Source organism: Phytoactinopolyspora limicola, assembly GCF_011320225.1.
GTDB lineage: Bacteria > Actinomycetota > Actinomycetes > Jiangellales > Jiangellaceae > Phytoactinopolyspora > Phytoactinopolyspora limicola.
Genome location: NZ_JAAOEN010000025.1, coordinates 18,818 through 34,129, shown reverse-complemented (window position 1 = coordinate 34,129; position 15,312 = coordinate 18,818). Strand labels below are relative to the sequence as shown.

Sequence of the window (15,312 nt, the reverse complement as noted above, 5' to 3'; positions counted from 1 at the left end):
CCCCCCGCCCTCTCTGGTGGTTTTCCCCGCCCGCCCGCCGCCCCCAAAAAGCCAATGATCATCGGAGGGGGACGGGGGGAGGGGTGGGTGGGGTTAGTCGATCACGATCCTGGCTTGCCGGTAGTTCCGGCCAGGACCGTCCGGACGGTAGTAGTTCTGCGTGTTGCCGGCCACGTCGACGGCGAACCACTTGATGGTCGTCGTCTCGGTGATGGTGATCGGCTCCTGCTCCTGGCGAGGCCCGGAGAACTCGATCCGCGGGGAGTCGAACGTCGGACGGCTGCCGTCGAGTGTGTAGTACACATCCGCCGGCTCACTCAGATCGAACGTGAGGTCGACCGACCCGCTGTACCGGCCGGCACCAGGCTCCAACGTCGACCGCGGTGGGATGCGATCTCGGCTGTACATGTCGGCCACCTCGAGAATGCCGAGCCAGCCGTGCGAGAACTCCATCGCTTGCTCATGGCCTTCCTCGTACGGCGGAGTGAAGCCGACGCTGACCCATTGGCTACCGTTCCACAGCGGCGAACCGGCCTCGAAGCTCCACGCGAAGATGTCGCTCTCGTAGAAGTGGTCGTCACCGGAGTTTCCGGCCGCCGAGTACAACACGTCGCTGATCGGTCCAACCCGGCTGGACCACACGGACGTGCCGCGATGTTCCTTGACCCGGTTGAGGATCACGTCGGATGCCTCGTAGAAGTAGGACTCGATGCCATAGCTGGGCCGCTCCAACCCGTCCCGGCTGGGCAGCTGGTACGCGCCCGGCGACCACATGAAGTAACCGCCGTGGGTGTGGGTGTTCATCGCGAACCGGATATTCGGGTTCTCTTCCACCAGCCAGATCTCGTTCTTCGCCTCTGGCTCGGACAATGGTTCCGGACCGGCGAAGACATCGCTCGTGCACACCGACGACGCCCCGCTGAATCCTTGGTCGATGGTCCCGACCCGGAAGTTGCGGTTGAGATCGACGCCCCACGAGTTGCGGGCCAGCGGATCGACCGGACCGCCTGCTGGGCAGTGGTTGGTCATGCTGCGCCGCTGGAGCGCGAAATCGTGGATGGAGTAATGCGCACCGTCTGGGTTCACCGACGGGATGATGAAGATGTCGAGGTTGTCGACCAGTCTCCGAATGGTCGGATTGGACTGGTAGTTCCGCAGCAGCCGCTCGGTGGTCTCCAAGGCGACCAGCGGCGTCACCCATTCCCTGGCGTGTTCTTGCGAGTAGAGGAACACACCCACCTTCGAGCCGTCGCGATGTTTGCCGATCCGGATCGCCTTCGGGGTGAACGGGTCCCGGGAGACGTAGTCCGGAGCGGAGAGGAAATCGCTGAGCTCGGTGGTGCCGGGGTCGCCGTAGCATCGATCGGGCACACAGGGGTGCACGACGCCGTCGCCGGCGTTGCCACGGAAGGTGTACGCCTCGACCAGGTGACCAGCAGCGGCGTTCAGTTCGGCCACGACGTCGGCCGCCGTGCTGGTGAGCTTCCCGGCGGAGTTGGTGGCCAGACTGACTCGGATGTCATTCCCGGCGACCGTAACGGTGAGTGGCTGATCGGCGGCGCCCGGGTCGGCCATTTCGACCGTGATGTCGTTGCCGCCCTCGTGCCCCCAAGCCAGGGAGTCGACGACGACGCGATGCGGGTTGATGTTCGGACGGAACAGTGTGCCGCTGGCCGGCAGACCGTCCTTGATCGTGGCGCCGTCGTCCATGGAGATCATCGCCGACGGGATGGTGATGTCGGGAGCGTTACCCGTCATCGCGAACGGGGCGCCGGGCACATTGTTGGCGACGACGGCCGCGGCCGCACCCGCCGCTTGAGCGTTGCGGACCTTATCGACGAACGGGCATGTGCCGCGGTCGATCAGGGCGATGTCTCCGGGCTCGAAGTCCTGCAACGGCCCGCACCCTTCGGTTGGGTTGCCGCTGCCATCGCTGACCAGCACCACGTCGCCACCAACCCCGTCCAGCGAGGTGACGCCACCGAAATCGGAGGCGGCAGCCGCGTATTCACCCGCGGCGGCCGACGGCGCGTCGATGACGAACGAGGGGGGTGGTGGCTGGAACACGGCCTGGGCTTTGCGCCGATAGCCGTTGGTCTCATGGGGTAGTTCGATGATCTCGGCCAGATCGGGGAACTCGGCCGCCAACGACTCGATCTTCTCGGTCGCTTCGGTGGCGTCCACGTAGTGATCGATGAACCCGGTGGCGAGGTTGCCCCAGTCCTTGGGCGCGCCCGGACCACCCGGATATTCACCGTCGAGGAACTCGGTGAAGTCGGCCTCGACCTCACCGATCACCTCACCGGCGAGGGTGCTGGTCACCCGCATCCGTGATGGCACGGTGCTTTCGGGCCGCGGCACGTTGATGCGGTGGAACATGTAATGCCCGGCGTCGACGTTGCGCGACAGGTTGAACGTGGCGCCGTCACCGATGTCGGTTCCGGGTCCAGCGTCGAGGCTGACGGTCAGGATGACGCTGGCCGAACCGGAACCGGCGGCCGACCACACCTCTACCTCGATGAACGTCTCACCGTGGTTCTCGAACCACACGGCGCGCTGGACTCGGAGGTCGTCGCCTTGCTGCAGGGCTTGCGCCTCTGCTGCCTCGATGTCCTCGATCGCGGCGTCGCGTTGTTCCTGAAGGGCGACGAAGTCGTCCTCGGTGAGCAGCGGTTCTCCGACATCGAAGCCGAGCGTGGTGAGCCAGCGCTGCTCCGATGGGGTGATGATGGCCTCGACCCGTAGGCCGCCGCCGAGGTGATCAACGGTTTCGCCGAGGTCGACGCCGGTCTCGACCAGCTCGTCGAGTTCGGCTCGGTCGCCGACCATGATGGACACGATCTCGGGGTGTTCTAACTCGTCGGGTGGGGTGAATTCGGGCGCCGGTTCCGTGCTCGGCTCGGTGGCCGATCCTGGAACGGCGAGGGTGGCCATGAGCAACGTAGCGGGTAGGAGTACTGCTGTGAGGACGCCGGCGGTCCGGCGAGACAGGGACAGGCGAGCCATGCTCCCCTCCTGATGACATGGGCCTGGCCCCGAGGATCGCCCGCGGCTGGACCCGGTCGACATAACATGTCAGGCCTCCCCCGCGGGGCCTCCCACACTGTACTGGCCAGCACAAATACTGACAAGCCTCCCAAACTCCCCCATAGGTCGCAGTGGAACCGGTGATGCCCGGCGGCGCCGCGGCCCTAGCCAACCCCGCCGGGTTCCGGAACCAGCGCCCCGTTCTGGGGCCATAACACCGACCCGACCTGGGGACGCCGGCCCCGAACATAGGGTGACTAGCACTCCGAAATGGGGAGTTCATCCCGACGATGTCCCTGGTCCCGGGCCCGTAGCGTTCGATCGGTCCGAACACGCCGGCGGCGGTCAACGTCGCCCGCCGGCAGGCGACGAGGAGGACCAGATGCAAGCCCGAACGAAGCTGGCGCGGACCGCCGCCATGGTCCTGGTGCCCGTCATGGCTCTGGCCGCGTGTGCCGGATCCGATGACGACACCGAGGGCGCCGACGGCCCCGGCACCACCGACCCGGCCGACCCACCTGGCAACGGCGTCGAAGCCCAGCCCGGTTTCGAGACCTGCCCCGAAGACCCCTACAACTGCAACAGCGGGGAACGTGCCGACGGCGGATCGATCACCTGGCTGGTGGTCTCCGGCGTGCGCACCTGGAACACCTACTCGCCCGAAGGTGGGACCGTGTATGGCCTCCAGGTGCTCCACGGCATCTACCCGCACATCGGCATGTTCGGACCGGATCGCGAGACGTTCGAGTTCAATATGGACCTGTTGGCCGAGGAGCCACAACTCCTGTCCGAGGACCCGTATAGCTGGCAATACGTCATCCGCGACGAAGCCGTCTGGGACGACGGCACCCCGATCACGGCCGACGACTTCAGCGTCAGCTGGAAACTCGGCACCAGCGCCGAGGCAGGGCACTGCGAGGGCTGCCGTTCGCGGGCCACCACCAACTTCGACCAGATCGAGAGCGTCGAAGGCTCCGATGACGGCAAAACGGTCACCCTGACCCTCAAACCGGGTGAGGTCAATCTCGAATGGTTCACCATGTTCGGCGTCGACGACGTCGGCGGTGGTGTTATGCCGGCCCACGTCGCGGCCGAGAACGGCTTCGACGTCGACGATCCGGCGCAGCTCGGTGACTACTTCGAGTGGCTGCAAGAGACCATGCCCACGTTCTCGGGCGGGCCGTACCGCATCGTCGAAGGCAATCTCGAAGAGCGGGTGATCAAAGAGCCGAACGAGAACTGGTACGGCGAGACCCAGCCCACCCTGGACACCTACATCATGCGGATCATCCCGGATCAGGGCGCTTGGGTGCCTGCGTTGTCGAACAACGAGATCCACGGTGGCTCGCCGATCCAGCTCATCGAGGACATCCTGCGCAGCCTCGATCAGATGCCGAACGTCCACTACCACATCCAGCCCGGCCCCGCCTGGGAGCACATCGACTTCAACCTGGACGTCCCCGAACTCCAGGATGTCGCTCTCCGCCGGGCGATCTTCACCGCGATCGACGCCGACAACATCGCCGCCCGCATCTACGGCGAGATGTACCCGGAATACACCCGCCGCACCAACCACCTCTTCGCCGAGGATCACCCGAACCACGTCGACTTGGTGACGGAGACCGGCATGGGGAGCGGAGACACCGACGCCGCGCTGGCGATCCTCGCCGAGGCAGGCTACGAGTTCGACGGCCAGACCCTCACCCTCGACGGCGACCAGATCGGTCCGTTCCGGTTGCGAGCCACCTCCGACCTGGTGCGGTCGACGTCGATGGAGCTGATCCAGGCGGACCTCGCCCAAATCGGGGTCGAGACGAACATCGAACCCACCGACGACCTCGGCACGATGTTGTTCGAGGGGGACTACCACATCGCCCAGTTCGGCTGGAGCGGTGACCCGGCCTTCGTCGGCCTGACCAGCCAGTACTACACCACGGGAAGCCCCAGCAACTTCGGCGGCTTCACCAACGACGACGTCGACCGGCTCGCGCAGGAGGAGCTGACCCGGCTCGACATCGACGAAGCAGCCGACATCGCCAACGAGATCATGCGGATCGTGCTCGACGAGGCTTACGTACTGCCCCTGTGGGACGTCCCCGTGTTCACCTTCATCACCGACGACTACGTCAACGTCCGCGACAACACCGCGACCAGCCTGCGCGGCGTCTACAACAACCACGAGTGGGGAACGGCCGTCCAGTAGGCCACTACCCCTCCACAAACGTCCGGGCGGGTGACCCTCACTCTGCGCGGGGCCACCCGCCCGGGCATCTCCAACGAACCACTCGCGGTAGTAGTCGACGGAAAGGGCTGCCCCCCATGGCCGTGTACACCATGCGCCGGCTGCTGGCCGCGATCCCCGTGCTGCTCGCCGCATCTGTGCTGTGCTTCCTGCTCATCGACCTCTCCGGAGACCCGCTCGGCGACCTCCGAGTGGCGCAGCCGCCCGTCGATCCCGCCGTGATCGCCAGCGAAGAAGTACGCATGTACCTCGATCGGTCGGTGCCCCAGCGGTATCTGCTGTGGATGACCGGCATCGGCGGAAACGGCGACATCGGCCTGCTCCAAGGGAAGTTCGGGCCATCGGTCCGGGGACCGGCGTTCGACATCGGTGCCGAGATCGGCGCTCGGTTCCTGATCACCCTGCGGCTCGTCGTCATCGCGTTGATGATGGCCATCGGGCTGGCCATCGTGTCCGGCGTGATCAGCGCGGTTAAGCAATACTCCACCGTCGACTATCTGCTCACCTTCACCGGATTCCTCGCCTTGGCGATGCCGGCCTTCTGGATCGGCGCCCTGATCAAGGAGGGTGGTGTCTGGGCGAACCGCGAGCTGGGCACCGGGTTCGCCACGATCGGTGCCGCCTCGGCCGACACCCGCGGGTTCACCGCCTGGGAGTCGTTCACCGACGCCGCCGCTCACCTGTTCTTGCCCACGTTGGCGCTGATGCTGACCGGGTACGCGGCGTTGAGCCGATACCAGAGAGCGTCGATGTTGGAGGTGCTCAACAGCGACTACGTCCGGCTGGCCCGGGCCAAGGGGGTACGCAACCGGGTGGTCATCCGGCGGCACGCCCTCCGTACCGCACTCATCCCGCTCACGACGGTATCGGCGCTGGTGATCGCCGGCACGATCGACGGAGCCATCATCATCGAGCGGATCTTCCAATGGCGCGGGCTGGGTGACTTCTTCCTGGAGTCGGTCAGCACCAACGACTCCTATTCCGTGATGGGGTGGCTGATGCTCAGCGGGATCATTGTGGTCACGGCGAACCTCGTCGCCGACCTGCTCTACGGCGTTCTAGACCCGCGGATTCGTTATGGCTGACCTGCAACCCGGCCTGGCCGCCCCACCTCCCGTGGCCGCCGAAGCGATCACCACCCAACAGCGCAACCAGGCGCGGATGGCCGCCCGCCGCTTCCTGCGGCATCGGCTGGCCGTCACCAGCCTCGTCCTGTTCGTGTTGGTCGTCGCGTTCGCGTTTCTCGGTCCGCTGCTCTGGTCCTACGATCACACCGTCGACCGCGCCATCCCGGCCAGCACGCCGCCCAGCATGGCGCACCCTTTCGGCACCACGACCGCCGGGCAGGACGTGATGGGCCAGGTAATGCGCGGCACCCAGCAGTCGCTGAAGGTGGCACTCACGGTGGCGCTGATCAGTACCACGGTCGGCTCGTTGTGGGGCGCCGTGGCGGGCCTGTACGGCGGCTGGGTCGACAACCTGATGATGCGTTTCGTCGACGTGATCCTCGTGGTGCCGCTGCTCGTGTTGGTCACGGCCATGGCCGGCAATGTCCGCGGCGGCACCAGTTGGTGGGCGGTGGCCCTCGTCATCTCGGCGTTCATCTGGACCGGGACGTCACGTGTGGTGCGCGGCGTCGTCCTCTCGCTGCGCGAACAGGAGTTCATCGAGGCGTGCCGGGCGATGGGTGCGTCGAACTCGCGGATCGTGCTGCGTCATCTCATCCCGAACGCCGCCGGGCCGATCATCGTCGCCGGGACCTTGGCCGTCGCGTTCGCCATCCTCGCCGAAGCGGCGTTGTCGTTCCTAGGTTTCGGGATCCAGCCTCCTGATACGTCGCTCGGTCTACTGATCGAGAACGCCCGGGCCGCCCCCTTCACCCGCCCCTGGTTGTTCTACCCACCCGGCGTGTTCATCGTTCTGATCGCACTGACCATCAACTTCGTCGGGGACGGCATGCGCGACGCACTCGACCCCCGTCAGACCATGACCCGGAGGTGACGAGGTGGCTCAACCGTTGTCCATGACCGACGTCGTGCTCGAGGTCGACGACCTCAGCGTCACACTGCCAACCGACGATGGCCCCGTCACAGCCGTACGTGGCGTCACATTCCAGGTGCGCCGCGGTGAATCACTCGGCATCGTCGGCGAATCCGGGTCGGGCAAGTCGGTCACGTCGATGGCCATCATGGGTTTGCTGCCGGCGACGGCACGGGTGACGGGGTCGACACGGGTACTGGGCCAGCAACTCCTCGGCCTCGACGACGCCCGGATCAGCACCGTGCGGGGCCGGAACATCGCCATGATCTTCCAGGATCCGTTGACGTCGCTGAACCCCGTCCACCAGGTCGGCCGGCAACTGGTCGAGGCGATCCAGGTACATAACCCAGGGGCCAAACGCCATGCCTGGACGCGGGCGGCTGAACTGCTCGAGATCGTCGGAATCCCGGATCCCCAACAACGGGTGCACGCCTATCCACACGAACTCAGCGGCGGCATGCGCCAACGTGTGGTCATCGCCATCGCCATGGCCAACGATCCGGACGTGATCATCGCCGACGAACCCACCACCGCGTTGGACGTCACCGTCCAGGCGCAGGTTCTGAACGCTCTCGAGACCGCCCGTGCGGCCACCGGCGCGGCCCTCGTGCTCATCAGCCACGATCTAGGGGTCATCGCCGGACACGTGGACCGGGTGGGGGTGATGTATGCCGGCACCCTCGTGGAGTCCGGCACCGTCGACGAGATCTTCTACACCCCGTCCATGCCCTACACGTTGGGGCTGCTCGGCAGTCTGCCTCGGGTCGACGAGCGCCGGCAGCACCGTCTCACCCCGATCCTCGGCACCCCGCCGTCGCTGATCAACCTGCCGCCCGGCTGCCCGTTCGCGCCGCGCTGCCCCATGGCTCAGGACGTGTGCCGGGACACCGAACCCCCACTTCGGCCAGTGGGAGCGGGTACCCACGCCGCGGCCTGCCACTTCAGCGATCAACTGGTAGGAGTGGCACCGTCCGACCTGTTCCGGCCCACGTCGATCGATCTGGACGCCTTGTCATGACTCTCACCCCCGAGGCCACGCAGCCGGCCGCCCACTCCGCACCGCCCATCCTCGCGGCACGCGAGCTGGTGAAACATTTTCCGGTCCGCTCCGGCGGGATCCTCCGCCGCACCGTCGGACAGATCCACGCGGTGTGTGGTGTGTCGCTCGACGTCGCTCCACGCGAGACGCTGGCCTTGGTCGGTGAGTCTGGCTGTGGGAAGTCGACGACGGCACGCCTGATGCTCGACCTGATCCCCCCGACGTCGGGTTCGGTGTACTACGACGGGCAACCGATCACCGGCCGTTCGCGGGCGGCGATCCGTGTCCTGCGGCAGTCCCTACAAATCGTGTTCCAGGATCCGTTCGCCTCGCTGGACCCGCGGATGCCGGTCTCGGCGCTGCTCGCCGAACCGCTGCGGATCCACGGCCGATACAAACCCGGCGGCGAGGCGCGGGTCCGGGAGTTGCTGGAGCTGGTAGGTCTCAACCCTGAGCACGGCGCTCGGTACCCACACGAGTTCTCGGGTGGTCAGCGGCAGCGCATCGGGATCGCCCGGGCGCTCGCCCTCGAACCCCGGGTGTTGGTCCTCGACGAGCCGGTCTCCGCCCTCGACGTCTCCATCCAGGCCGGGGTGATCAACCTGTTGGAGGACCTCCAGGATCGGCTGGGGCTGTCGTACTTGTTCGTCTCGCATGACCTGTCCGTGGTCCGGCACATCGCCCAACGGGTGGCGGTGATGTACCTGGGCCGGATCGTCGAGTCCGGCCCCACCGACGACCTGTTCGCCGCCCCCGCCCACCCCTACACCCAGGCACTGGTCAGCGCCATCCCGGTGCCGGACCCCCACCGGGAACGGGCCCGGCGGCGCATCGTGCTGACCGGGGATGTCCCCAACCCCGCGGACCCGCCGTCCGGCTGCCGCTTCCGCACCCGCTGCCCGACGTTCGCCCAGCGGCTACGGCCGGACGAGCAGGCCCTGTGCATCGACTCGGCACCTGAGCTGGTCGACCGCGGCGACGGACATCCGGCCGCATGCCACTTCGCCGGCCCCTCCCCGCCCCGCCTCTCCCCATGATCATGAACACTTTGCCGTGCCATGGCACGGCAAAGTGTTCATGATCATGGGGAGAGGCGGGGCGGGGAGGGGCGGGGCTTGGAGGGTTTCCGGCCGACGACGGCGGTCCGGTCCAGGCCGGCGGGCCGTTCCTGGACGCCGCGGAACCCGGCACCGGCCAGGAAGTCCGCTACCTCGCCGACGGACCAGCATTGCCCTTCGGTGGCGTACAGCACCAGCGCGGAATAACGGGCCACCGATAGGGGTCCGGTTTTGTCGGCGTTGAGATGGGAGTCGACCACGACGACATGCCCACCTGGGGCCAACGCACCATAACAGCGCCCGACGATCTCCCGGGCGCGGCGCTCGCTCCACCGGTGAAGTGTGTCGGGCAGCACGTGGACGTCGTATCCCGAGGGTAAGGCGGTGAACATCTCCGGGCTCTGGGATACCCCTGCCGCCAGCTCGGGACGCCGCTCGCGCAGCGCCGCCACCGTCGTTCCACATCCGCCGACCTCCAGCACGGCCGTCGCGGGCAGCGTGTCGAGTACTTCCGCGAGGGCTGGGGCCAGTGCCCGCGCCCGCGGCGCCTTGATCCCGCCGAAGTGCTCACCGAAGGTGGGGTCGTGTGGCCACACGCTGGCTCGCCCGCCGGTCCACCGGGCCGGTAATCCCGTCCGCAACAGCTCGACCTGCTCCAGACAGGTGGGCCGCGACGCCGCGGAGGCCAGATATGGACGCAGATCGAACGGGGCGCCCCGCACCAGGCAGGATCTGGCCAGCGGACTAGGGCGCAGCACTGGCCCCGGCTCGAGCAGGCCCATCGCCCGAAGGAGCGTGCACAACACGTCGGCGGAGCGGAACGCGATACCGCTGCGCCGGCACAACGTCTCCAGGGTCACCACCTCCCGGTCGAGCACGGTGAGCAGATCGAGCCGGACGATGGCGGCCAGGACGAGGTCGTCGGCGTAGATGCCGTCGCGCACCCGCAGCAACGAGCCCATCCCGGCGAGGTCGATGTCCATGACCACACCGACGCTAACGTCGGCGGCGGGTGGCCGGCGTCGGGAGTGGGTCCCTACGTCTGGGTCTGGACCACCCCATCTTTACGTCGGCCCCGCGGCCTGCCCCTCGTCACCGGTGAGGATCCCGAGCCGCCGCCCGACGAGAACGGCATCGTCCCGGCTGGACACGTCCAGTTTCAGCCGGACCGCCGCGACGTGGTGGTCGACAGTCTTCGGAGACACCTGCAACCGTTCGGCGATCTCTTGATAGGTCAGCTGCTGGGCGAGCAAGACTAGAACCTCGGTCTGCCGGGGAGTGAGCCCGCCCGGGTTGTTCCTCGTCCGCGCTCGGGGACCTCGCGGAACCGACGTGACACCCATCCGAGCCAACGAAGACCTCACCATGGCGGCGCGGGGCACCGCGCCCAGCCGGTCGAAGATCTCCAGCGCCTCCAGCCGGGGGCGTGGATCGGGCGCGTCGCTGAGCGCGTCAGCACACTCGTAGGGCCGTCCCACCTCGTCCCACGCGCGGGCCGCCTCACGCCAATAACCCGACAGTTGCAGCCGGTACGGCTCCGGCACCCCGTCCGGTACACCCTCCGGCAGCCCAGCGCGGTACCGCCAATAGGCCGTCTCCCCCAGGTATCGCTGGGTGCCGACGTCCTTGGCTAGCTCCGCCAGGCCCACCACCGCGCGGGCGGCAGCGCCCGGGTCGCCCGCGAGCCAGGCCAGCTCGGCGCGTGAGGTTCCCGCGTTGATGAGGGCCGGCGCTTCGCCCAGCCCCGCGGCAAGGTCGCCGCAGGCCCCAACCGTCGCCGCGGCCTGCGGCGATCCACGCCGGGATTGGAGCATCGAGGTGACCTTCAGCGCCATCAGCCGCGCAGCGACCTCCGATGCACGCGAAGCCGTGTCCGCGTCCTGCTCGGCGAGCGACCATCGGCCCAGTTCCAGGTGGCCCCAGGACCGCACCGCGACGAGGAAGTCGGCGAGAGCTTGCAGCTCGCGGGCCTCACAGTAAGCCAGACCGGCGGTGACGTACCGGGCTGCTTCGTCGTACCGCATCTCCCGGATGTGTCCATGGGCGAGATTGATGTAGGCACGGCTGGCGGCGTACACGTCGTCCAGTTCCAACGCTCGGGTCAGCGCCGCGGCCAGGGGGCCGCCGTTGTTGGGGTCCCGCAGCATGTGGGCAACCCCGACGGTGACCTGCGCATGCACCGCTGCCCGGGCGTCTCCAACGCCATCGGCCAGGGCGATCGCCTTCTCCCCCCACGCCAGGGTTTCGGCCGTCTGATATCCGGTCATGGCCAGCCGGGCCGCCTGACCGTACGCGGCCACCAGCTCCGCACCCGGCGGCTGCGCCTCCAAGACGGCGACGGCTCGGCCGACCGTCCGCCGGGCCGCCACACCGTCACCGAGCGCCCATTCGAGGCTCGACAGCCGGCACAGGCCACGCCCGACGCCGAGGTGGTCGCCAAGGCCGGCGCGCAGTTCGATGGCGCGGCGCAGGGCGTCGCGAGCCTGGTCCTGCACCCGCGCCATCTCGCATTCGGCACCGTAGGCTTCCAACAGCTCGGCCAGCCGTTCGTCCGGGATGTGCTCGGCGTTGGCAATCGCGTGCTCCAGGTGTGCGATGGCCTCCCGGTGGCTGCTCACCCCGGCGGCCCGTTCCGCGGCCAGCGGCGCGTACCGGGCTAGCGCCGCACCGTCTCCGGCCTGATGTGCGTGATGCACCAACCGGGCCGGTTCGACGTCGCGGGTGGACAGCACCCGCAGAACCTGCGCGTTGAGCTCGCGGCGCCGTCGCTCGGACAGGTTCTGCTCGACCACCCGACGGCTGAGTTCGTGGGGAAACCGCAGCACCGGTCCGTCGGCCTGCAGGACGCCGAGCCGGACGGCTTCGTCCAGCCGCGCGGCGTCGGCACACCCATCCAGTACCCAGCGCTCGGCCCGGCCGGGGAGCACCGCCGCCGCCTCGACACTTGCATAAGTGGCGGGGTGGAGCCGCCGCACCCTGGCGAGCACTGCGTCCTGGACGGTGGGTGGTACCACTGACGGGTCCGGATGAGCCAGCATCTCTCGCACGTAGAACGGGTTGCCTCCGGTCAACTCGTACAACTCGTCGATGTCGTTGTGCCCGGCCAGTTGGGCGACCGCCTCCCTGGACAGTGGCTCCAAGTGGATCCGCCGGATGTCGCCGGCGGGGATGGAGCCGACGGCTAGTCGCAGCGGATGGTCGGCGGGCACTTCGTCGTCGCGGAACGTGACGACGAGCATGGTGTGGACCTGGCCGATCCGGCGGCCGAGGAAGCGGATGGCGTCCAACGTCGCCTCGTCGGCCCACTGGGCGTCTTCGACGACGACGATGCCGGGCCGCGCCGGTGCGATGAGTTCGTCGACAACTCGGTCGAAGAATCCGCTGATCCAGCGGGTGTCGCCGGCATTGGCGGCCGCTAGTTCAGCGCCCACGTGCGGGAACATGTCGCGGAACGGCCCGAGTGGGCGGGGCAGGAGTAGGTCGTCGCACATGCCGCGCAGCACGCGCGCCGATCTCGCCGAACCGGAAACGAACCGCTGTACCAGAGTGGTTTTTCCGGAACCGGCGTCTCCCGCGACGAGCACGACGCTGCCCCGTCCGAACTGGGCGTCCCGCCGCGCCGCATCCAACTCGGCAAGCTGCGTGTGCCTCTCCAGCAGCTGCACAAACCCGAGATTACTGGCGAATCACCGGCTGGCCGCTGGACGCGGCGCAATCGTGATCTACCTGTGAGCGCGCCATGATCGGGCACCGTCTCGTGTATTGCGCCACCACCCGGGCGAAGGCTCGCTCTCTGGCTACGGCCGGCTCATGATCGTCACACATCACCACAAGCAGCAACGGGTCAGCACCGGCCGAGGCGGCACACTCGGCCAACCGGTCCAGCTCGGCTGCCACCGCGCCGGGGCCGGAGGTGTCCCAACGTCCGGCGAGTTCGTCGAGTTCGCCCTGACTGAGCGGCATGATGGTCCTCCCGACATCTCAGTGTCGAGACCATCGTGACTCTCTCTGCTGGCCCAATAACAGAGCCAGTCAACAAGTAGTGGACTGGGCCAGCGGCAGTCCTGGCGGAACTGCACGGTCAGCGGCCCGGCACAGCCTCCTGCATCTTCGTCTTGATGCCCTGGACCAGCACCCGCCAGCGGTTGGCGTCGCCCTTGAGGAGGGCCTTCGTCGTGTCTCTCAGCTGGTCGAAGGTCGCCGACGGCGGGATCGGCGGGACCTCCGGGTCACAATGGACGTCGAGGACCATCGGCGCCTCAGCCGCCAGTGCACGCTCCCAGGCGGCGCCGAGTTCCTCGGGTTGGTCGACGGTGATCGCGTCCAGACCGGCACTTCGAGCCAACGCCGCATACGACACGTCCGGGATGACCTGTGACGGCTCGAACTTCGGCGCGCCTCCCATAGCGCGCAACTCCCACGTCACCTGGTTGAGGTCGTTGTTGTGGAACACGCATACCACCAGGCGGGGATCGTCCCAGAGCTCCCGGTACCGGGCGATGGTGATCAGCTCCGCCGAGCCGTTCATCTGCATCGCGCCGTCGCCGACCAATGCCACCACCGGCCGATCGGGGTGCGCGAATTTGGCGCCGACCGCGTAGGGAACGGCGGAGCCCATCGTGGCGAGGGTTCCTGACAGCGAGCCCCGCATCCGCAGGTTCCGGGCGTACCAGTTCGTGGACGACCCGGAGTCCGCCGTCACGATGGTGTCGTCCGGGATGCGGCTGGAAAGCTCATGCACCACGCGCATCGGGTTCACCGGCTTGGCGTCCAGCATCGCCTGCTGCTCCATGGTGGCCCACCATGACTCGACGTTGGACTCGATGGTCTCGCGCCACGAGCGGTCTTCCTGGTGATGCAGCATCGGCAGCATGCGCCGCAGGGTCGCCTTGGCCTCACCGACGAGGTTCACCTCGGTGGGATACCGCAGGCCGATCAGCGCGCCGTCGATGTCGATCTGCACCGCTCGGGCCTGTCCAAGATCGGGCAGAAACTGGGTGTAGGGCAGGTTGGAGCCGACGATCAGCAGGGTGTCGCAGTCTCGCATCAGCTCATAGCTGGGCCGGGTGCCGAGCAGGCCGATGGCGCCGGTGACATACGGCAGATCGTCCGGAAGCACGTCCTTGCCGAGCAGTGCCTTGGCGACACCGGCACCGGTGACCTCGGCCAGCAGCACGACCTCCTCAGCCGCATTGCGCGCTCCCTGGCCGATGAGCACGGCGACCTTACTACCCGCGTTCAGCACCTCGGCGGCGCGCGCGATCTCGTCGTCCGGCGGCACCATGACCGATCGAGACCCGCCCGGTGGACTGGACGGAACGTGTTTGAACTCATGTTCAGGCGCGACGTAACACTCTTCCTGGACATCCGCCGGGATGATCACCGCCGCCGGCGCCCGCCGCGCGGCCGCGGTACGGAAGGCGCGGTCGATGGCATTGGGCAACTGTTGCGGGACGCTCACCTCCACTACGTAGTCAGAGGCGACGTCCTTGAACAGCGCGCGTAGATCGACCTCCTGCATGTACTGACCGCCCAGGGCCGTACGTGCGGTCTGGCCGATGATCGCGACGACGGGCACGTGGTCCAGCTTCGCGTCATACAACCCGTTGAGCAGGTGGATGGCGCCCGGGCCCGACGTCGCCAGGCATACGCCGACCGTGCCGCTGAACTTGGCGTAGCCCACCGCCTGCAGCGCTGACATCTCCTCGTGCCGCGACTGGATGAACCGCGGCTGATTCATCGCTTCGCCGAATGCGGCCACGATGCCGTTGATGCCATCACCCGGGTAGCCGAACACGTGTGTGACGTCCCATTCACGGAGCCGCTGGAGTAGGTAGTCACCAACCGTTTGCGACATCGATCCTCCCTCGTTGCCGACCCTCCGCCCATACCCCGAGTCCGGGGTC

10 protein-coding genes are annotated in these 15,312 nt (G+C 67.6%); 5 read left to right on the top strand and 5 right to left on the bottom strand.

The genetic code is table 11. The features are described 5' to 3' along the window. Window positions 1-93 precede the first annotated feature (93 nt). Window positions 94-3,006 (bottom strand): M14 family zinc carboxypeptidase, encoded by a 2,913-nt coding sequence (locus G8760_RS28195; RefSeq protein WP_166352715.1) that lies wholly within the window; start codon window positions 3,004-3,006, stop codon window positions 94-96. A gap of 403 nt (window positions 3,007-3,409) precedes the next feature. Here G8760_RS28195 and G8760_RS28190 point away from each other — a divergent pair, with 403 nt between their 5' ends. The 5 genes from G8760_RS28190 to G8760_RS28170 all read left to right on the top strand — a co-directional run bounded on the left by G8760_RS28190 (window position 3,410) and on the right by G8760_RS28170 (window position 9,385). Continuing rightward, window positions 3,410-5,230: an ABC transporter family substrate-binding protein gene (locus G8760_RS28190; protein WP_207782394.1), complete on the top strand. Its 1,821-nt coding sequence runs from the start codon at window positions 3,410-3,412 to the stop codon at window positions 5,228-5,230. Window positions 5,231-5,346: 116 nt separating this feature from the next. Next, window positions 5,347-6,354, top strand: coding sequence for an ABC transporter permease (locus G8760_RS28185; RefSeq protein ID WP_166352713.1), 1,008 nt, complete (start codon window positions 5,347-5,349; stop codon window positions 6,352-6,354). Beyond that, window positions 6,347-7,270 (top strand): ABC transporter permease, encoded by a 924-nt coding sequence (locus G8760_RS28180; RefSeq protein WP_166352711.1) that lies wholly within the window; start codon window positions 6,347-6,349, stop codon window positions 7,268-7,270. The genes G8760_RS28185 and G8760_RS28180 overlap by 8 nt, the downstream gene beginning before the upstream one ends. 4 nt (window positions 7,271-7,274) lie before the next feature. Then, window positions 7,275-8,327, top strand: coding sequence for an ABC transporter ATP-binding protein (locus tag G8760_RS28175; protein ID WP_246222560.1), 1,053 nt, complete (start codon window positions 7,275-7,277; stop codon window positions 8,325-8,327). Beyond that, on the top strand, window positions 8,324-9,385 hold the full coding sequence (locus tag G8760_RS28170) for an ABC transporter ATP-binding protein (RefSeq protein WP_166352709.1): 1,062 nt from the start codon (window positions 8,324-8,326) through the stop codon (window positions 9,383-9,385). The genes G8760_RS28175 and G8760_RS28170 overlap by 4 nt, the downstream gene beginning before the upstream one ends. 44 nt (window positions 9,386-9,429) lie before the next feature. Here the strand turns inward: G8760_RS28170 and G8760_RS28165 are convergent, their stop codons facing one another. From G8760_RS28165 to G8760_RS28150, 4 genes are all read right to left on the bottom strand, one after another. Next, window positions 9,430-10,389, bottom strand: coding sequence for a methyltransferase (locus G8760_RS28165; protein ID WP_166352707.1), 960 nt, complete (start codon window positions 10,387-10,389; stop codon window positions 9,430-9,432). An 81-nt stretch (window positions 10,390-10,470) separates the two neighbouring features. Then, entirely contained in the window at window positions 10,471-13,071 is a 2,601-nt protein-coding gene (locus G8760_RS28160) for an ATP-binding protein (protein ID WP_166352705.1), read from the bottom strand. Window positions 13,072-13,081: 10 nt separating this feature from the next. Beyond that, window positions 13,082-13,369, bottom strand: a complete 288-nt coding sequence (locus tag G8760_RS28155) for a hypothetical protein (protein ID WP_166352703.1) — start codon at window positions 13,367-13,369, stop codon at window positions 13,082-13,084. Window positions 13,370-13,487: 118 nt separating this feature from the next. After that, window positions 13,488-15,263, bottom strand: coding sequence for a thiamine pyrophosphate-requiring protein (locus G8760_RS28150; protein ID WP_166352701.1), 1,776 nt, complete (start codon window positions 15,261-15,263; stop codon window positions 13,488-13,490). Window positions 15,264-15,312: the final 49 nt, after the last annotated feature.